General features: G+C 69.1%; 14 protein-coding genes. 4 read left to right on the top strand and 10 right to left on the bottom strand.

Going from position 1 to position 18161, the window contains the following annotated elements; genetic code table 11:
- The first annotated feature begins 67 nt into the window (after positions 1–67).
- Both EV648_RS23865 and EV648_RS23860 read left to right on the top strand, forming a co-directional pair.
- Positions 68–1726: a right-handed parallel beta-helix repeat-containing protein gene (locus EV648_RS23865; RefSeq protein WP_241995542.1), complete on the top strand. Its 1659-nt coding sequence runs from the start codon at positions 68–70 to the stop codon at positions 1724–1726.
- Positions 1727–2046: 320 nt separating this feature from the next.
- Complete coding sequence (locus EV648_RS23860) at positions 2047–3750, top strand: right-handed parallel beta-helix repeat-containing protein (RefSeq protein WP_132295876.1); 1704 nt, start codon at positions 2047–2049, stop codon at positions 3748–3750.
- Here EV648_RS23860 and EV648_RS23855 read toward each other — a convergent pair whose 3' ends face one another.
- The 7 genes from EV648_RS23855 to EV648_RS23825 are packed head-to-tail and all read right to left on the bottom strand — an operon-like array spanning position 3751 to position 11494.
- Complete coding sequence (locus EV648_RS23855) at positions 3751–5187, bottom strand: mannitol dehydrogenase family protein (RefSeq protein WP_132295873.1); 1437 nt, start codon at positions 5185–5187, stop codon at positions 3751–3753.
- Positions 5181–6407 carry a D-mannonate dehydratase ManD gene (gene manD, locus EV648_RS23850; protein WP_132295870.1) on the bottom strand — a complete coding sequence of 409 codons (1227 nt, stop codon included), beginning with the start codon at positions 6405–6407 and terminating at the stop codon, positions 5181–5183. The genes EV648_RS23855 and manD overlap by 7 nt, the downstream gene beginning before the upstream one ends.
- Positions 6404–7267 (bottom strand): ABC transporter permease, encoded by an 864-nt coding sequence (locus EV648_RS23845; RefSeq protein WP_132295867.1) that lies wholly within the window; start codon positions 7265–7267, stop codon positions 6404–6406. Before EV648_RS23845 ends, manD begins: the two co-directional genes overlap by 4 nt.
- Complete coding sequence (locus tag EV648_RS23840) at positions 7264–8166, bottom strand: ABC transporter permease (protein ID WP_132295864.1); 903 nt, start codon at positions 8164–8166, stop codon at positions 7264–7266. The genes EV648_RS23845 and EV648_RS23840 overlap by 4 nt, the downstream gene beginning before the upstream one ends.
- On the bottom strand, positions 8163–9272 hold the full coding sequence (locus tag EV648_RS23835) for an ABC transporter ATP-binding protein (RefSeq protein WP_132295861.1): 1110 nt from the start codon (positions 9270–9272) through the stop codon (positions 8163–8165). The genes EV648_RS23840 and EV648_RS23835 overlap by 4 nt, the downstream gene beginning before the upstream one ends.
- Positions 9269–10474, bottom strand: coding sequence for an ABC transporter substrate-binding protein (locus tag EV648_RS23830; RefSeq protein ID WP_199234783.1), 1206 nt, complete (start codon positions 10472–10474; stop codon positions 9269–9271). Before EV648_RS23830 ends, EV648_RS23835 begins: the two co-directional genes overlap by 4 nt.
- A gap of 15 nt (positions 10475–10489) precedes the next feature.
- Positions 10490–11494 carry a LacI family DNA-binding transcriptional regulator gene (locus tag EV648_RS23825; protein WP_132295858.1) on the bottom strand — a complete coding sequence of 335 codons (1005 nt, stop codon included), beginning with the start codon at positions 11492–11494 and terminating at the stop codon, positions 10490–10492.
- Positions 11495–11672: 178 nt separating this feature from the next.
- Here EV648_RS23825 and uxaC point away from each other — a divergent pair, with 178 nt between their 5' ends.
- The gene (uxaC, locus tag EV648_RS23820) at positions 11673–13079 is read left to right on the top strand and encodes a glucuronate isomerase (RefSeq protein ID WP_132295855.1); all 1407 of its coding nucleotides are present in this window, start codon (positions 11673–11675) and stop codon (positions 13077–13079) included.
- On the opposite strand, the gene EV648_RS23815 is transcribed toward uxaC, so the two are convergent.
- Entirely contained in the window at positions 13067–13477 is a 411-nt protein-coding gene (locus EV648_RS23815; protein WP_199234782.1) for a hypothetical protein, read from the bottom strand. The genes uxaC and EV648_RS23815 overlap by 13 nt on opposite strands.
- A 111-nt stretch (positions 13478–13588) precedes the next feature.
- On the opposite strand from EV648_RS23815, the gene EV648_RS23810 reads away from it, so the two are divergent.
- Positions 13589–15127, top strand: coding sequence for a right-handed parallel beta-helix repeat-containing protein (locus EV648_RS23810; RefSeq protein WP_241995541.1), 1539 nt, complete (start codon positions 13589–13591; stop codon positions 15125–15127).
- A 47-nt stretch (positions 15128–15174) separates the two neighbouring features.
- On the opposite strand, the gene EV648_RS23805 is transcribed toward EV648_RS23810, so the two are convergent.
- Entirely contained in the window at positions 15175–16476 is a 1302-nt protein-coding gene (locus EV648_RS23805; RefSeq protein WP_132295852.1) for an O-antigen ligase, read from the bottom strand.
- Between the two features lie 10 nt (positions 16477–16486).
- A complete protein-coding gene (locus EV648_RS23800) occupies positions 16487–18109 on the bottom strand; it encodes a Wzz/FepE/Etk N-terminal domain-containing protein (protein ID WP_132295849.1) in 1623 nt (540 codons plus the stop codon).
- Positions 18110–18161 lie beyond the last annotated feature (52 nt).

Raw genomic sequence — 18161 nt, 5'->3', positions numbered from 1 at the left:
AGACATGCGGGCGCCGCCACACCCGGAGGGTGATTTGAGGAAGTTGTGGTTCGCAGCGGTTATCGCGATGGCGGTGGTCGGCGTTACAGCGGCTTATCCAGTCATCTCTCACCTGAAGAACGCGGCATCCGCAGGCAAGTCACGCGACATCGAGCAAAAGTCCGCTGCCGGCTCAGGAATTCCCCTCACCAAGCCGACCACCAAGCCTCCAGCCGCCATCTCGAGCAAGCCGCCGACGGCCCGCCCGACGAAGAAGCCGGTCCCGTCCACCACCGCCAAAGCCCCGAAGCCGAAGCAGACCGCCACCTCCGCCGGACCTGCCCAGCCGGTCGTGGGTGAGGGCAACGCGGGTCCGGCTGTCGCGGGCTCCTGCAGCGGTGTGGTGATCAAGCCCGGCCAGGACGCGCAGTCGGTGATCAACGCGCGCCCGGCCGGCTCCACCTTCTGCTTCGCCGCCGGTCTGCACCGGATCAGCCAGACGATCCGGCCGAAGGCCGACATGACGATCGCCAGCGCCTCCCGCGCGGTCCTGTCCGGCTCGGTCCCCCTCACCGGCTGGAGCAAGACCGGCACCCATTGGGTCACCCGCGGCGCGCTGCCGGCGGCGTACGGGAAGAGCGGGCAGTGCGAGGACGACACGGCGAACATCTGCAGCCTGCGGGAGCAGGTCTTTGTGGACGGCACCCATCTCACCCGGGTCGCCTCCCTCGCAGCGGTGAAGTCCGGCACCTTCTACGCCGACTACGCCGCCGACGCGATCTACCTCGGCAGCAACCCGGCCGGGCACACCGTGGAGATGTCGAAGACGCCGACCGCGATCGAGTCGAACGCGCCGGGCGTCACGGTCCGCGGCCTGACCATCGAGCACTTCGCCAGCCCGGCCCAGGCCGGCGCCCTGGTCTCCGGTCCGGGCTGGACCGTCACGGCCAACGAGGTGCGCTGGAACAAGTCGGTCGGTCTGATGCTGGTCAAGGCGAACAAAGCCCGGATCGACCGCAACCTGGTGCACCACAACGGCCAACTCGGTCTCGGGCAGTACAACTCGCTCAAGGCGAACCTGACCCGCAACGTGATCACCTACAACAACACCGACGGCTTCTGGATCGCCGACTGGGAGTCCGGCGGGATCAAGTCGACCCGCTCCTCCGGCACCGTCAGCGGCAACGTGATCCGGGCCAACAAGGGCATCGGGATGTGGGCGGACGTGGCCGACGACGGCCGGGTGATCAGCTCGAACAAGATCGCGAACAACGCCGCCGACGGCATCCGCTTCGAGATCAGCCGCAACGGCGTGATCGAGCACAACACGATCACCGGCAACGGCTTCGGCACCGGACGTGGTTCCGGCACCTCGCTGTGGGACGGCGGCGGCATCAACGTCAACACCTCCTCGAATGTGCAGGTCCGGAACAACACCGTGACCGGCAACGTGAACGGCGTGTCGATCCAGTCCCGGAACCGGGGCGACGGACCGTGGGGCCACTACCTGCTCCGCAACGTGCGCGTCACCGGCAACACGATCGGGATGACGGGTGGCACCCAGTCCACCGGCATGGTGCAGAACAGCGGGGCCGAGGTGCCCGCCGGGCAACTCACCTTCAGCGGCAACCGGTACCTGCTGGACAAGGCCTCCGCGCAGCGGTTCGCCAGGTTCGGCGCCAAGCTCAACGCCACCGGCTGGCAACGCGCCGGCCTCGACACCGCGGGGAGCTTCCTGACGAGCTGAACCGCACCGACCTCCAGCCCGATGCCCCGGGCAAGTATCACGGTCCGCACGGAACACCGAGCGCACGTGTCACGCAGCGCGATGTCGATGACTGAGCGCGACCGCAATTGATGCACCCGACCACGACCTTGTGCAATACACGCCTGGGGCAACGACTCGGAGAATGCCGATATCCCTTCAGCAGGGAGGTCTGATCGGCATTCGGGGGGCAAGCGCAACCACTCTGCGCATTGTCACGACTACGTGAAGTAGTAGTCTTCTGGGGAAGGCCGCACCAGGGGGGTGCACAAAGGAGTACCCGAACCCCCGGAGGGCCCTACGTGAAGAAGTCAGTGACCATCATCTCTGTCGCGGCAGCCGGTGCGGTCGCCATCACCGGGATCGTCGCCGGCACCCGTTCCAACATGGCCTCGGCCTTCGGGCCCGAGGACAAGGTAGTCGGCTCCGGCGTGCTGCCCGGCGACCGGCCGCACAAGCCGCGCCCCCGGACCACGCCGACCATCAGCGTGCCCAGCGTGCCGCCGGTCCCGACCCGGCCGCCCACCACCCCGACCGCGCAGCCCACCACGGAGTCCCCGACGCCGACCAAGCCCCCGGCGAGCACGCCGAAGCCGACCACGCCCGCCCCCGGCAGCTTCCCCGCCGGTCCGTCCCAGGCGCCCGCGTGCACAGGGGTGACGATCACGCCGGACCAGGACGCCGCCGACGTGGTGGACAAGGGCCAGGCTGGTACGACGTACTGCTTCGCAGCGGGCGTGCACCGGATCAGCCGCACCATCCACCCGAAGACGAACTCGACGCTCGGCAGCGACCATGGCGCCGTACTGACCGGGTCCGTGCCGCTGACCGGCTGGACCGCGAGCAACGGCGACTGGGTGATCAAGGGCGTGCTGCCGGCCGCCTACGGGCAGACCGGCCAGTGCGAGGACAACGTCGCGAACGTCTGCTACCTGCGCGAGCAGGTCTTCTTCAACGGCAAGCACCTGAAGCGGGTGAACAGCCAGGACAAGGTTGCTCCGGGCACCTTCTACGCCGACTATGCCGGGAACGCGGTCTTCCTGGGTGACAACCCGCAGGGCCAGGCCGTGGAGATGTCGAAGACGCAGACCGCGATCGAATCCGACGCGGGTGGCGTGACGGTGCGCGGCCTGACCGTGGAGCACTTCGCCACTGCCCCGCAGTCCGGCGCCGTCGTGCTCGCCTCGGGCTGGAAGGTCCTCGCCAACGACATCCGCTGGAACCACGCGGTCGGCGCGATGCTCGTCAACGCCGACGGCGCCACTCTGGAGAAGAACCTGATCCAGTACAACGGACAGCTCGGCGTCGGGCAGTACAGCACGCTGAACGGCACCATCAAGGACAACCAGGTCAGCAACAACAACACCGACGGCTTCTGGATCGCCGACTGGGAGTCCGGCGGGATCAAGACGACCTGGTCCACCAACGGCTCGGTGGCGGGCAACCTGATCAAGAACAACACCGGCGTCGGCCTGTGGAGCGACGCGTACGACGACGGCCGGGTGTTCAGCGGCAACCAGATCGTCGACAACGCCGCCGACGGGATCCGCTACGAGATCGGCCGCAACGGCGTGATCGAGAACAACGTCATCACCGGCAACGGCCTGGGCACCGGACGCGGCTCGGGCCGGTCGCTGTGGGACGGCGGCGGCATCAACGTGAACACCTCGTCGAACGTCCAGGTCCGCAACAACACGGTCGAGGACAACGTGAACGGCATCTCGATCCAGTCCCGCACCCGGGGCAATGGACCGTGGGGCCTGAACGTGCTCCGCGACGTCGTCGTCACCGGCAACAAGGTGACCATGAAGGGCGGCACCACCGCGACCGGCATGGTGCAGAACTCCGGCGCCGTGATCCCGAGCGGAGAGGTGGTGCTGAAGGACAACACCTATGTGCTCGACAGCCTGAGCGCCGAACGGTTCCAGAAGTTCGGCCAGTGGTTCAGCGCCGGCGAGTGGCAGCAGGCCGGCCTCGACGCCGGCAGCCGGTTCACCACCGGGTAACTACTTGGTCAGGCTCGCGACCTGGTCGGTGAGCAGGGCGCGGAAGACCTTGTCGTCGGGGAGGTCGTCGCCGAAGACCGAGCGAACCCCGAGCAGCGCGTCGACGACGGCGAGAGGCTGTGAGTCGGCTCCATCGAGAGCGGCTCGCAGCTTCCCTGCCTGGGGGTCGTCGAGGTGCAACTCGTTGCCCTTGGCGTCCACTCCACTGCTGACGTAGACCATCCAGGCGGCGACCGCGAGCGAGGCCAGCCGCGGCTCGGCGTTGGCGGCCAGGCGATCCCGCACGGTGCCGAGCAGGCGGACCGGCAGCTTCACCGAGCCGTCCATCGCGACCTGAGCCGTGCGGTGCTTCAGCGCGGGATTCGCGAACCTTTCCAGCACGCTCGCTCCGTACGCCGCCAGATCGAGCCCGTCCGGCGGCGTGAGGGTGGGAACCACGTCAGCCGTCATCAGCTCGGTGGCGTACCTGGCGAGCTCGTCGTCGCGCACCGCCTCGGCGATCGTCTCGTAACCACGCAGGCCGCCTAGGTAGGCCAGCATCGAGTGCGTCGCGTTCAGCATCCTGAGCTTGGCCTGCTCCCACGGAGCCACGTCCGCGGTCAGTACTGCGCCCGCCTTGTCCCAGGCCGGCCTGGCTCCGGCGAAGTCGTCCTCGATCACCCACTGCAGGAACGGTTCGGCGACCACCACAGCCTCATCCCGTACGCCGAGGAGCCGCGCGGCCTCGTCCCGATCGGCCTCGGTGGTCGCCGGCACGATCCGGTCCACCATGCTCGCGGGGAACCTGGCGGCCTCGAGCTGCTCTGCCAAGCCCGCGGTTGAGCCCGCGGCTGAGTAGTCCTCCATCAGGCGGCGGAGGAAGGGGCCGTTGGCCACCAAGTTGTCGCAGGAAACCACAGTCAGAGGGCCTGCGCCGATCCCCGCACGCCGAGCCAGACCTGCCGCCAGCTGTCCCACCACGGTTCGCGGTGGCCGTCCGGTCAGGTCCGCCTGGATCTCCGGATCGATCAGGTCGAGCCCACCGCCGGACGCGGCCCGGTACCCCTTCTCCGTCACGGTCAACGTCACCACGGCGACGTCGGGATCGGCGATCCGCGCGACCACGGCGGCCGGGTCCTCCGGCGCCGTGAGCACGTCACGGATGCTCCCGATCACCTGGATCGACGGATCACCCGCGCCACGGGTCAGTACGGAGTACAGGCCGTCCTGGGGGGCTAGCTGGTCGCGGACGGTTGCGGAGCGCTGGCTGACGCCGCAGATGCCCCAGCGGGTGCCGCCGGTGAGCAGGGCGGCCTGCTCGGTGAAGACGGCCTGGTGAGCACGGTGGAACGCGCCCAGGCCGAGGTGCACGATGCCGACCGTCAGCTCGCGCGGGTCCACCGCGGGCGCGTGGGCGGCGGGGAGGCTGGCCAGGTTCAGTCGTTCGGTCGTCACCATGAATGCATCGTTCCATCCTCCAGGCGGTTCACCGGCAGGTAGGCCGGGCGGTACGGGTAGTTGGCCGCGGCCTCTTCGTCGAGGTCCACGCCCAGGCCCGGCTCGTCGCTCGGCTGCAGGTAGCCGTCGGCGAAGCTGTAGCTGTGCGGGAAGACGGCATCGGTCTCCGGCGAGTGCGGCATGTACTCCTGGAGGCCGAAGTTCGGGATCGAGATGTCCAGTTGCAGCGCCGCCGCCAGACAGATCGGCGACAGGTCCGTCGCGCCGTGCGAGCCGCTGCGGACGTGGTACAGCGCGGCGAGGTCGAAGATCCGGCGCAGGTGGGTGATGCCGCCCGCGTGCACGACGGTGGTGCGGATGAAGTCGATCAGCTGCTCGGAGATCAGCTGCTGGCAGTCCCAGATGCTGTTGAACACCTCGCCGACCGCGATCGGCGTGGTGGTGTGCTGCCGGATCAGCCGGAAGCCCTCCTGCAGCTCGGCCCGGACCGGGTCCTCGATCCAGAACGGCGTGTACGGCTCGAGGCTCTTGCCCAGCCGGGCGGCCTCGATCGGAGTCAGCCGGTGGTGCGCGTCGTGCAGCAACCTCAGTGTCGGGCCGAACTCCTCGCGCACCGCCTTGAACACCGACGGCACGTGCGCCAGGTACTTCTCGGTGGACCAGAGACTCTCCTCCGGCAACGCCAGCTCCGCGTTGGCCGGCTCGTACGTCGTCCCCGCCGTCGCGCTGGCATGGCCGACGCCGTACGTCGAGGTGAGTCCGGGGATCCCGGTCTGGATCCGGACCGCCTTGTAGCCGAGGGCAACGTAGTGGTCGACCTCCTTCAGCAGCTCCTCGGTGGTCTCCGCGCTGGCATGCCCGTAGACGGTGACGCCGTCGCGGCTCCGGCCGCCCAGCAGCTGGTAAACCGGTAGCCCTGCGACCTTGCCCTTGATGTCCCACAGCGCGGTGTCGACCGCCGCGATCGCGGACATCGTGACCGGGCCACGACGCCAGTACGCGCCCTGGTAGAGGTATTGCCAGGTGTCCTCGATGCGGGCGGGGTCGCGACCGATGAGCAGTGGCACCACGTGCTCGTTCAGGTAGGCGGCGACGGCCAGTTCCCGGCCGTTGAGGGTGGCGTCGCCAACCCCGTGGACGCCTTCGTCGGTCTCGAGCTTGAGAGTGACGAAGTTGCGTCCGGGGCTGGTGACGACGACCCGGGCGGCGGTGATCCTCATTCCGGCTCCTCCTTGACCCGAGCCACCAACTGGGTCGGGTTGACGAAGCGCAGCGCCACCACGAGCAGCACCAGCATCATCGCCGTGTACATGACGGCCATCGCGTCGACGGACTGCTGGGCCCGGATGCCGGCGGCTGACATCGAGTAGTAAAGAGCCACCACCAGGGTCTGGGAGTCCGGCCCGGCGGTCAGGAAGGTCAGCTCGAACATGCCGACGGTGCGGACCAGGACCAGGATCGCCGAGGCGAGCAGCCCCGGCACCAGCAGCGGCGCGAGGATCTTCAGGAAGACGGCCCGAGTGCCGGCGCCGAGCATCCTGGCCGCGCTCTCGATCCGCGGGTCCACCTGCTCGATGAACGGCGTCATCGTCAGGATCACGAACGGCACCGACGGCACCAGGTTCGCCAGGACCACGCCCGACAGGTGCCCGGCGAAGCCGAACTTGTAGAGCACGGTGGCCAGCGGGATGCCGTAGGTGATCGGCGGCATCAGGATCGGCAGCAGGAAGCTCAAGTAGACCAGCCGCTTGCCCGGGAAGTTCTGCCGGGCCAGGACGTAGGCGGCCGGCGCGCCGATGAGCACAGACAGGACCACCACCAGCGCTGACGCGACCAGGGTCACGGTGATCACCTGGAGCAGGCCGAACTCGCGCCAGGCGTCGCCGTACCAGTGGGTGGTGAAGCCGCTCGGCAGCCAGGTGTCGAACCAGCGCTGGCCGAACGAGCTGACCAGCACCGACCCGACCACGCCGGCCAGGTTGACGAAGAAGAAGATCACGACGGCCCAGATCACCCAGGCGGTCGGGGTCGCCCTGAGGCTGCGCCGGGCCGGCGGTGCTGCTGCGGTCGTGGCGGTCATCCTTTGCCTCCGGTGGATCCGGTGTAGAGCCGCGCCCGCCAGACCAGCACGATCGCCACCACGACGAGCTCCACCGCGCCCATGATCATCGCGATCGCCGAGGCGTAGGAGTAGTCGTACTGCTCATACGCCGCCTGGTACGCCGCGAGGGAGATCACCCGGGTCGAGCCGGCCGGGTTACCCACCAGCACCGCGGACGGGAACACCGAGAAGGCCAGCACGAACGTGAGCAGGAAGGTGGTCGCCAGACCTGGCGCGAGCAGCGGCAGGGTGATCCGGCGGAACCGCTGCGAACGGGACGCGCCGAGGGTCGCGGCGGCGCGTTCGAGGGTCGGGTCGATGCCGCTCAGGTACGACAGCACCAGCAGGAACGCGAACGGGAACCCGGTGATGATGAGCGAGAAGAACACGCCCCAGTAGTTGTTGGTCAGCCGTATCGGGCCGTCGATCAGGTGCAGCCCCATCAGGACCCGGTTGAACCAGCCGGTCGGGCCGAGGAAGTTCAGCAGGCCCTGGGCGGTGAGCACGGTGCCCAGGGTGATCGGGACGACCAGCACGGTCGTCATCAGCCGCTTGCCGCGGAACCGCCCGCGCATCCGGAAGGCGATCGGGACTGCGGCGAACACGTTCAGCAGTGCAGCCGGCAGCGCGATCTTGAGCGTGGTGAAGATGGTGTCGCGCTGGTAGGCGTCGTTGAAGAACCGCTGGTAGTTCGCCAGCACGCTGCCGCCGTTCATCGGCTGGAACGACAGGCTCAGCCCGTAGAGGAACGGGTAGATGAACAGCACCAGCACGAAGATCGTGGCCGGAAGCAACAACCAGAGCTTCCGGTCGACGCCGCGCTCGGCCAGCCGATGCCGCCAGTTCAGCGTCGGCCCGGGTCCGGCAGTAGCACTCATACCGCGAGACCTGCCGACGCCAGCTCGGCCGCGGGACGATCGGCCGGACCCTCGGACGGGTACACCAGGAGCCGTCCGGGAGTGACCGTGATCGTGACGTGCTCGCCGGCCTCGACCTTGCGATCGGTGCGGGCGTGCAGCCGGACGCCGTCCTCGAGCGCCACCTCCACGGCGAGCTCGCGACCCTGGTATTCGACGACCTCGACCCGGCCCTTGAGTCCGGTGACGTCCTCGTTGCCCAGCCGGACATCCTCCGGGCGCACCGCCGCCACGACCTCGTCCCCGGCAACGACCCGCCCTTGGGCCACGCCGTTGACGGTGGTGCCGCCCAGCGGGACGGTCACCGCGTCGCCGTCCACCCGGCTCGCCGACACGGGCAGCAGGTTGCGATAGCCCATGAAGTCCGCGACGTGCCAGGTGGTCGGCTTGGTGTGAACCTCTTCGGGCGTGCCGATCTGCTGGACCCGGCCGAGCCGCATCACGACCAGGCGGTCGGCCATGCTGAGCGCCTCTTCCTGGTCGTGCGTGACGTAGACCGTGGTGAGTCCGAGCGACTGGTGCAGCCGCCGGATCTCCGTCCGCATCTCCAGCCGGAGCTTGGCGTCGAGGTTGCTGAGCGGCTCGTCCATCAGCACCAGCGACGGCTCGAGCACCGTCGCCCGGGCGATCGCGACGCGCTGCTGCTGACCGCCGGACAACTGGCCGGGCAGCTTGCCGGCGTGCTCCTCCAGCCGGACCATGTCGATCGCCGCGTCGGTCCGGCGGCGCACCTCCTCCTTCGGCAGCCGGCGCATCCGCAGCCCGAAGGCGATGTTGTCGCGCACGGTCAGGTGCGGGAAGAGCGCGTAGTTCTGGAAGACCATGCCGAACCCGCGCTTCTCCGGCGGCAGCGTGTCGATCCGCTGGTCGTCCTGCCAGATGCTCCCCGCGGTCAGCGGGAGCAGCCCGGCCAGGCAGTTCAGCGCGGTCGACTTGCCGCAGCCGGACGGCCCGAGCAGGGCGATGAACTCGCCGCGCTCGATCGTCAGGTCCAGGTCGGCCAGCGCGTCCGCGGTACCGAACCTGCGGCCAACGCCGTCGAGGCTGAGCTGGTCGAATCCGCTCACGACGTCTTCACCTTGCTGCCACCGACCTCGCGGTCCCACTTGTCGAAGGCGGCGACCAGACTCTTCGCGTCCAGCGGCACCTCGGTCGGGTTGTCCGCGATGAGCTTGTCGTACTCCGCTCGGCCGAACTCCTTGATCGCGTCCTGGCTCTCCTGCGGCGCCTGGGTGAGCTCGACGCCCTTGATCGCGGGGCCTGGGTAGAAGTAGCCCTTGTCGTAGGCCTTGGCCTGCTGCTCCGGCGTGAGCATGAACTGCAGCAGCTGCAGGACTGCGGCCTGCTTGTCGGTCGAGACACCCTTCGGTACGACGGCGTAGTGCGCGTCGGTGACCCAGTGGAAGCCGTTCAGCGTGCTGATGGCGGCTTCCTTCGGCACCGTGCCCAGCACGCGCGGGTTGATGTCCCAGCCGGTGGTGCTGACGATGATGTTCGACGAGCCGTTGGCCAGCGCCTTCATCGTGTCCGCCGTACCGGACGGGTAGTAGTCGACGTACTGGTTGAGCTCCTTGAGGTAGGCCCAGGTCTTGTCCCAGCCGTTGACCGGGTCCTTCGGGTCCTTGTCACCGAGCACGTACGGCAGGCCCATCAGGAAGGTGCGACCTGGTCCAGAGTTCGAGGGGCGTGCGTACATCACCTTGCCCTTGTTGGCCTTCGCGTAGGCGAGCAGTTCCTCGGCGGACGCCGGCGGCTTCGCCACCTTGGCCGGCAGATACTCCAGCAGCGGGCCGGACGGGTAGTAGGTCACCGTGACGCCGCTGTTGCCGGCCAGCTCCTGCATCTTCTGGGCCGGCGGCAGGTAGTCCTTCATGCCCGGCAGGCGATCGGCGTACTTCGGGAGCAGGTCGTTCCAGATGCCTTGCTGCTGCCCCGCGGACAGGCCGTCGGTGCCGGTCAGCACGAGGTCGATGTCGACGCGGTTCGCGTTCTGCTGGGCCTTGATCTTTCCGGCCAGTTCGGGCGCGGGCGACTTGGAGTAGGTGACCTTGGAGATGACGTCCGAGTGCTGCTTGACGAACTCGTCGATCATGCCCTGGGTCAGCTGCAGGTTGCCGGCCACGTCGAGGATGTTCAGGGTCACGGCCTTCGACGGCTTGTCCGGCACGTCGCCGGCATTGTCGGCCGCGGATTGGTTGGTCGTCGGGGCACCGCAGGCCGCGAGAACGGCGAGGGTGCCGACGGCGGCGATCATCCGGTAGGGGCGCATCGGACTTCTCCTCTGTCAGGGTCGTGCAGGGTCTGAGGCCACTCCCGTGGAGTCCCGCACGATCAGCTCGCCGTGCAACGTGCCGCGGGTCCCGATGATGGTGTCGGGATCCGGGTCGTCGAGGACGGCGAGCAGCAACTCCACGGCGATCTGGCCGGCCTTCTGCTTCGGCAGCCGCACGGTGGTGAGGGCGGGGCGGGTCATCCGGGACATGGCGATGTCGTCGATGCCGACCACGCTGAGGTCGTCGGGCACCGAGATTCCGCGGGCGTGCAAGCGGGCCAGCAGCCCGATCGCGACCAGGTCGTTGTAGGTCACCACCGCGGTGGCTCCGGTGGCGACGGCCTGGTCCGCGGCGGCCATGCCGCCGTCGTACGTCGGTGCGAAGTGACCGACCTCCAGCAGGGCCACGCCGTTGTCGTTGGCGGCCGCGTAGAGGCCGATGATGCGGTGCGCGCTGGACCAGGAGGTCTTGGGTCCGCCGACCCAGGCGATCCGGCGATGGCCGAGCGCGACCAGGTGGGCGATCGCCTGGCGCATGCCGCCCTCGTTGTCGAAGGTGACCGCGGGGACTCCCTCGACCAGGCGGTTGACGAGCACGACGTTGGTCTCCTGCGCGACGGCGACCAGGTCCTCCTCGCTCGCGCGGGGCGAGCACAGGATCAGGCCGTCGACCTGCTTGGCCAGCGCACGGACCAGGACGACCTCCTCGACCGCGTCCTCGTCGGTGTCGGCCAGGAAGACCGCGACGTCGGACTGCCGGGCGCGGGCCTGGACACCCTTCACCACGCTCGGGAAGAACGGGTTGGCGAGGTCCGGCACGACGAGGCCGATGTTCCCGGTCCGGCCGGTGATCAGCCCGCGGGCCGCCCGGTTGGGCTGATAGCCCAGGCGCTCGGCGGCGGCCTGCACCCGGGCCCGGGTGGCCGCGTTGACGACCGCGGGCGTCGACAAGGCCCGGGACACCGTGGACGGCGACACCCCGGCAAGGCGTGCGACATCACGAAGCGTTGCGGGCATCTCCACCTCCAGTGCTGGTCGTCCGCTGAGTCTGCAATCGCTTGCAGTGTTGTGTCAAGAGCTCGATGACCGGATGTGGACAACCGCTTGATCTCCCTTGTTTCATGGACTTGTGTGAGGCTCGGTTGCCTGCAATCCTTTGCACCAGCCGTTGCAGCCGACCCCTCACGGAGGACTCATGCCGAAGGCTCTGCGCCCCCATCCGGACCGTGCCCTGCCCGCCGGCGAGGCCCGCGAGGTGGCCCGCCGGATCCACGAGTCCACCCGTGACCTGCCACTGCTCTGCTTCCACGGGCACGTCGATGTCGCGCTGTTCGCCACCGACGAGGCGTTCGGCAACCCCGCCGAGCTGCTGGTGGTGCCCGACCACTACGTCACCCGGATGCTGATCTCGCAGGGTGTCGCCCCCGACCGCCTCGGACTCCCCCGCCGCGACGGCGCCAGAACCGCCGAGCCCCGCGACATCTGGCGCGAGTTCTGCTCCCACTGGGACCTCTTGCTCGGGACGCCGAGCCGGTACTGGCTGGAGCACGAGTTCGCCGAGGTGCTCGGCGTCGAAGTGGCGCCCTCCGCGGAGACGGCCGACGCCTTGTTCGACCAGATCTCGGCGCGGCTGGCCGAGCCGGAGTTCCGCCCGCGCGCGTTGCTCGACCGGTTCAACATCGAGGTCATCTCGACCACGGATGCCGCGACGGACGACCTCGCGCACCACGCGAAGCTCGCCGCCGATCTGCCCGGCCGGGTGATCCCGACGTTCCGCCCGGACGCGCTCGTCCACCTGGACCGGCCCGGCTGGAGCGACCTGACCCGGCAGCTCGGGGAGCTCGCCGGCGCCGACACCTCGACGTACGCCGGGTATCTGGACGCATTGCGGCAGCGTCGTCACGCGTTCCTGGCCGCCGGCGCACTGGCCACGGACCACGGGCATCTGAGCGCCGCCGCGACTCCGCTCGACGACTCAGCGGCTGCGCGGATCTACGAGAGCGCCTTGCGGGACGAGGTTTCCGCCGAGGACGCGAGCGCCTTCGCCGGGCACATGCTGTTCCAGATGGCGGCGATGTCGGCCGAGGACGGGCTGGTCATGCAGCTCCACCCGGGCGTGCTCCGCGATCACCACCCGGACATCCACGCGGCGTACGGGCCGGACCAGGGGCACGACATCCCGGTGGCGACGGAGTTCACCCGCTCGCTGCGGCCGGTGCTCGAGCGGTTCGGGCACGCCGACGGGTTCCGGATGGTGCTGTTCACCGTGGACGAGACCACCTATTCGCGCGAGCTGGCGCCGATCGCCGGGGTCTACCCGACCGTGCGACTGGGTGCGCCGTGGTGGTTCCTCGACAGCCCGGACGGGATACGGCGGTTCCGCGAGCTCGTCACCGAGACGGCCGGCTTCTACAACACCTCGGGCTTCGTCGACGACACCCGCGCCTTCCTCTCCATCCCCGCCCGGCACGACCTGGCCCGCCGGATCGACGCCGGCTACCTGGCCAACCTCGTCGTCGAGCACCGCCTGGAAGAGGACGACGCCTTCCAGGTCGCCAAGGACCTCGCCTACAACCTCGCCCGAACCACCTACATCCGCTGACCACCCGCCCGCTGACCACCCGCCCGCTGACCACCCGCCCGCTGACCACCCGACTGCTGACCACCCGACTGCGCCGTGAGAGCCCGAGCCTCCACGGCGTCGACTACTGCGGTGTAGGTGGCGCTCACCGGTACGCCGATCCGCAGTACCAGCGCGTCGTCGGCAGGGAGGAAGTCGAAGGTGAAGAAGGAGCAGCAGGCGATCTCGCGGCGGGCTAGATCGCGGGTCTCGGCTTCCGCGGTGGAGGCGATCGTCAGGTCCAGCGTGGCCGGATCGACTCGGCGGACCGACTGCACGGAGCGGGCGAAGAGCTGGTCGAACTCGGCGACCCGGAGCGGTTGCTCGACCGTCGGCAGGGTGCAGGCCGACGGGACCCAGAGGTTCTCAGAAGTGCTCATGACCCGACCGTAAGGCTGTAGCTGGGTACCGATTGCAAGCCCTGAAGTCGAGGACCGGGCGAGGACCTATAGTTTGGGCGACTTCTTGGGGCCGGCGACGTGGGGGAATCGATGAGACGCGGGATCATGTCGGCGGGCGCAGCTCTGCTCGCTGTCTTCGTAGTAGCCGGATGCACCGACGACCCGGCCACGCCGGCGTCGAACCAGACCCCACCGACACCGACGGTCGCGGTCCCGACAGCCGCTCCCCCGGCGGCGAACATCAAGCTCGGCCCGACCGGTCCGTCCACCGCGCCGAAGTGCGACGGTGTACCGATCCCGGTCGGCACGGATCCCCAGCAGGTGATCGGCGCGAACCCCACGGCCAAGATGTTCTGCTTCACCAAGGGACTCCACCGGATCACCCACGCGCTCCGTCCCGAGGCCGGGATCACCCTCGCGAGCAGCGAAGGCGCGGTGCTCAGCGGATCCGTCGAGCTCACCGGCTGGCAGCAGGATCAGCGGCACTGGGTGGTGCGAGGCGCGCTGCCCGCGGCGTACAAGCTCAAGGGCAAGTGCGAGGACGAGAACACCAACCCGTGTCAGCCCGGTGAGCAGGTCTTCCTGGCCGGGAAGCACCTCACGCGGGTGATGGCCCTCGATCAGCTCAAGCCGGGCTCTTTCTTCGGGGATTACAAGGCGAATGCTGTGTACCTCGCGGACGACCCGACCGGCAAGGACGTCGAGATGTCGCGGACGCAGACCGCGATCGAGGCCGCCGCACCGGACGTCACCATCGCCGGACTGACCATCGAGCACTTCGCCGGCAAGCCGCAGGGTGGCGCGCTGCAGGTCGGTCCGGGCTGGAGGGTCACCGCGAACGAGGTCCGCTGGAACCACGCGGTCGGCATCATGGTGATCGACGGCGACCAGGCCGTGGTGAGCGGCAACACCGTCGCCGACAACGGGCAGCTCGGCATCGGCCAGTACAGCTCCGAAGGCGTGAAGCTGACCGGCAACCTGGTCACCCGGAACAACACCGACGGGTTCTGGATCGCCGACTGGGAGTCCGGCGGGATCAAGTCGACCCGGTCGTCCGGCGAGGTGTCCGGCAACGACATCGTGGCGAACCGCGGGATCGGGATGTGGAGCGACATCGCCGAGTTCGACCGGCGGATCACCGGCAACCGGATCCGCGACAACGCCGCGGACGGCATCCGGTACGAGATCAGCTACCAGGCCACCATTGAGCAGAACGTTGTCGAGGGCAACGGGTTCGGCACCGGCCGCGGCTCCGGCCCGAGTCTGTGGGACGGCGGCGGCATCAACGTGAACACCTCGTCCGGTGTCACCGTGGCCGGCAACCTGGTCAAGGACAACCGCAACGGCATCGCGATCCAGTCCCGCACCCGCGGCGACGGACCGCGCGGGAAGTACGTGCTGAAGGACATCGTGATCGAGGCCAACCAGGTGGTGATGGACGCGAAGACGGCCAGCACCGGGGTGGTCGAGAACAAGGAGTCGCCCGCAGGGGACGGCGCGATCAGGTTCAGCCGGAACAGCTACCTGATCGGCGACAAGCAGGCCGAGCGCTTCGCCTACCGGGGGCAGACGATGACCTGGTCCCAGTGGCAGGCCGCCGGCTTCGACCAGGACAGCGTCAGCAGCTAGCCGGCAACAACCACCCTGCAAGCACTAATGAGTGCTTGCAGGTCTGGTCATCGCCATTGGGGCGTGTGCGGCGCTGGTTTCTCGGCCAGCGCCCTGGCTCTGGCGCGTAATCGGTCGGAGTCGCAGACCGCGGCCGCGACCAGCAGGTGCAGCGTCATCGAGCTCAGGTCGGACAGGCCGCTCTCGTTCAGCGAGGCCGCCGAGACATAGCCGAGCAGCAGCGCGCCGCTCGCTTTCACGAACGGCGTCGGCGCGCGCAGTACCGAGACCCAGGCGACGATCATCGCGATGCCTACGATCGTGACGGCGAGCAGACCTGTCTCCCAGTAGAGACTCAGCCAGCTGTTGTCGATCGCCATCACGTCGATGTCGCCCTCACCGCGCCGCAGCAGGACCCGTTTGTTGCCGAGTCCGTGGCCGATGATCGCGGTCTGCAGCGACACCTCTTCGTCGAGCACGTACTGCCAGCTGGTGGTCCGGCCGCTCAGCGAGCTGATCTGCTTCGCGCCCTGCCCGCGCAACAACCAGGTGTGCAGCGAAGGGATGATCAGGAACGCCAGCCCCATCAACGCCGGCACGGAGATCGACGCTATTCGCCCCCACCAGGTCTTCCGGGTCAGCAGCAGCGCGAGCACCAGCCCGAAGGCGACGGCCGCGGCCGCGGTACGGGTGCGGCTCAGCGCGACCAGTACCAGGCCGAGGCCGATGCAGGCGCTCGCCGGAAAGAAGGTCAGCTTGCGGGACACGAATGCGATGATCGCCAGGCCCAGCAGGATCGCGCCGACCTCGCCGACGCGCGGCGGCAGCATCGGGATGAGGACGCCCTGCAGGCGGTAGCCGGTGCCGAAAGCGCTCAGCGGCCGCCAGGCCACCTCCGGTCGCCAGATCAGGCTCAGCACGACCGTCAGTGCCAGCAGCAGATGAGCCAGCAGGTGGGCCCGGATCAACCGCTCCGGCTCCCGGATCAGTGGCCGCCACAGCATGAACAGCAGGAACAACCCGATCATCAACCGCGCCAGCCGCAGCAGCGGACCACCCGGATCGGCCAGCAGGAAGGCCGTGGCGCTCGCGAACAGCACATAGCCGACGTAGATGCTCGTGGTCGGGCTCAGGCGGGTCCGGAAGCCCGGCTTGGTCGCCGCCAGCGTGACCAGGAAGATCACCCCGAGCAGCACGCCCTTCATCAGGCTGTTGGTCGACCCTGTCGTTCCTTGCGGAGTAGCGGCCCTGGACGACCACGGCTGCACGCCGAGCACCAGCAGGCACCACATGACCATCCACAGCCAGCTCGACTTGTCGCCCTCGGCCTGGGGTGTGGTTCCCGGCACCGGCGGTGCCGTCAGGGTCATCGGCGCACCGTCAGCGGATCGGCGGCGCGGCGGGCTCGGCCGGGCTGAAGTTCAGCGGGATACCCAAGGTCTCGTCGTGCCGCGAAGCACCGATCAGTACTACGCCCAGGACCGGCGCGCCCGCGAACTTCAGGGCGGCGGTGAGCCGGGACAGGTCGGTCTCCTTGTCGTGGCCGACCTGAACCACCAGGACCGAGGCATCGACGGCGGCGGCCAACGGAGAGATCCCGTGCCTGCCGACAGAGGCCGGGCCGTGGATCACGACGGAGTACCCCGGGGGTAGGTCCGCCACGATGCCCGGCACCAGCGACGGGCCGACGGCGAGCGCCGACTCCTCCTGGCTCAGACCGGGCGGCAGCACGTAGAGGTCGGCCACCGTGCCCGGGCGGAACAGCTTGCGCGCCCGGACCGCACGGGTCGCGGCCGGCTCGGTGACGAGGTCGGTCAGGCCCTCGTGGTCGGTGACGTGCGAAAGCAGCGGCGTGCCGCGCAGATCGGCCAGCACCAGCAGGGTTTCCCGGCCGTCGCGGGCACTCGCCTCTGCCATCGCGAGCGCGATACCGGCCGAGTTCGGCGTCGGCGAGGCCGACACGACGAGCAGTGCGCCGGCGCCACTGGCACCGATCCCGCGTGGGTTCAGCTCGCGACGCGCCAGCGCGCCACTCGCCTCGGTGCCCAGCGAGGTGACTTCTGAGGGCGGCAGTTGCGGCGCGGCGCGGCGCCAGAACCGGCGGCGCCCGATGGAGGCGGTGATGACCGGCGAGCCGGCGGCGCGGGCGGCCTGGTCGCGGGTCAGCACGAACGGGCTCAGGTGCGTGAAGAGCAGAGCGACGCCGAATCCGAGCACGAGGCCGAGGATCGCGCCGACGGTGATGTCGCGCATCACCAGCGGCGACGAGGTCGCGGTGTCCTTGGTGGCCGGCGTGACCAGTTGGCTGCTCGCGCCGACGCCGGAGAGCGCCTTGTTCATCGCGGCGGCGTCGTCGGCGGCCTGCCGGGCCTCGGTGGCCAGGCCGACCCGCTGGTCGCGCAGCGCCGCGGCGGTCTGGGTGTCGCCCCGGTCCACGGCCTCGGAGATCTGGCTGACCAGCGTCTTCGACTGGGCCGTCGCGGTCTTGGCTCGGTCAGACGCCTGGCTGGCCAGCGTGATCAGCAACTGCTTGGCCTCGGTACTGCGCTGGGCCAGGTAGATCCGCGCGATCGCGTTCGCCCGGCGGACCGCCTCGTCGGCGGTCGGACCGTCGATGGTGATCAGGTACGCGTTGTCGGTGACCGCCTTCACCCGGGTCACCCCGGCGAGCGCCTGCACCGAGTCGTCGGTGGTCGGCAGCTCGAGGGACTTGGCGACCTCACGCAGGATCGTCGGGCTCGCCATCACCCGCGCCTGCGTCTCGGCCGGCAGGTCCAGGCCCAGCGGGCCGGTCTTGTCCGCGCCGGTCGGCAGGTTGCCGACCAGAGCCGGCGGCACGGCCGGACCGATCACCACCTGGCTGGACGCGGTCCACCGCTCGGTCTGCGACAGCGAGAAGACAGCGGCTCCGACGGTGCCAAGCAGGATGCAGCCGATGATCAGCCACTTGTGCCTGAGCAGCGCCTGGGCGGTGTCCCGCCAGACCACGGTGCCCGGTTCCATCCGGCCCCCCAATTCGAGTTCGACGGCCCAGGATATAGGCATCAGCAGGCCG

This window comes from Kribbella sp. VKM Ac-2568 (assembly GCF_004345365.1).
Lineage (GTDB): Bacteria > Actinomycetota > Actinomycetes > Propionibacteriales > Kribbellaceae > Kribbella > Kribbella orskensis.
Note: the sequence above shows the minus strand (reverse complement) of the source record. Positions and strands in the feature narration are given on the sequence as shown.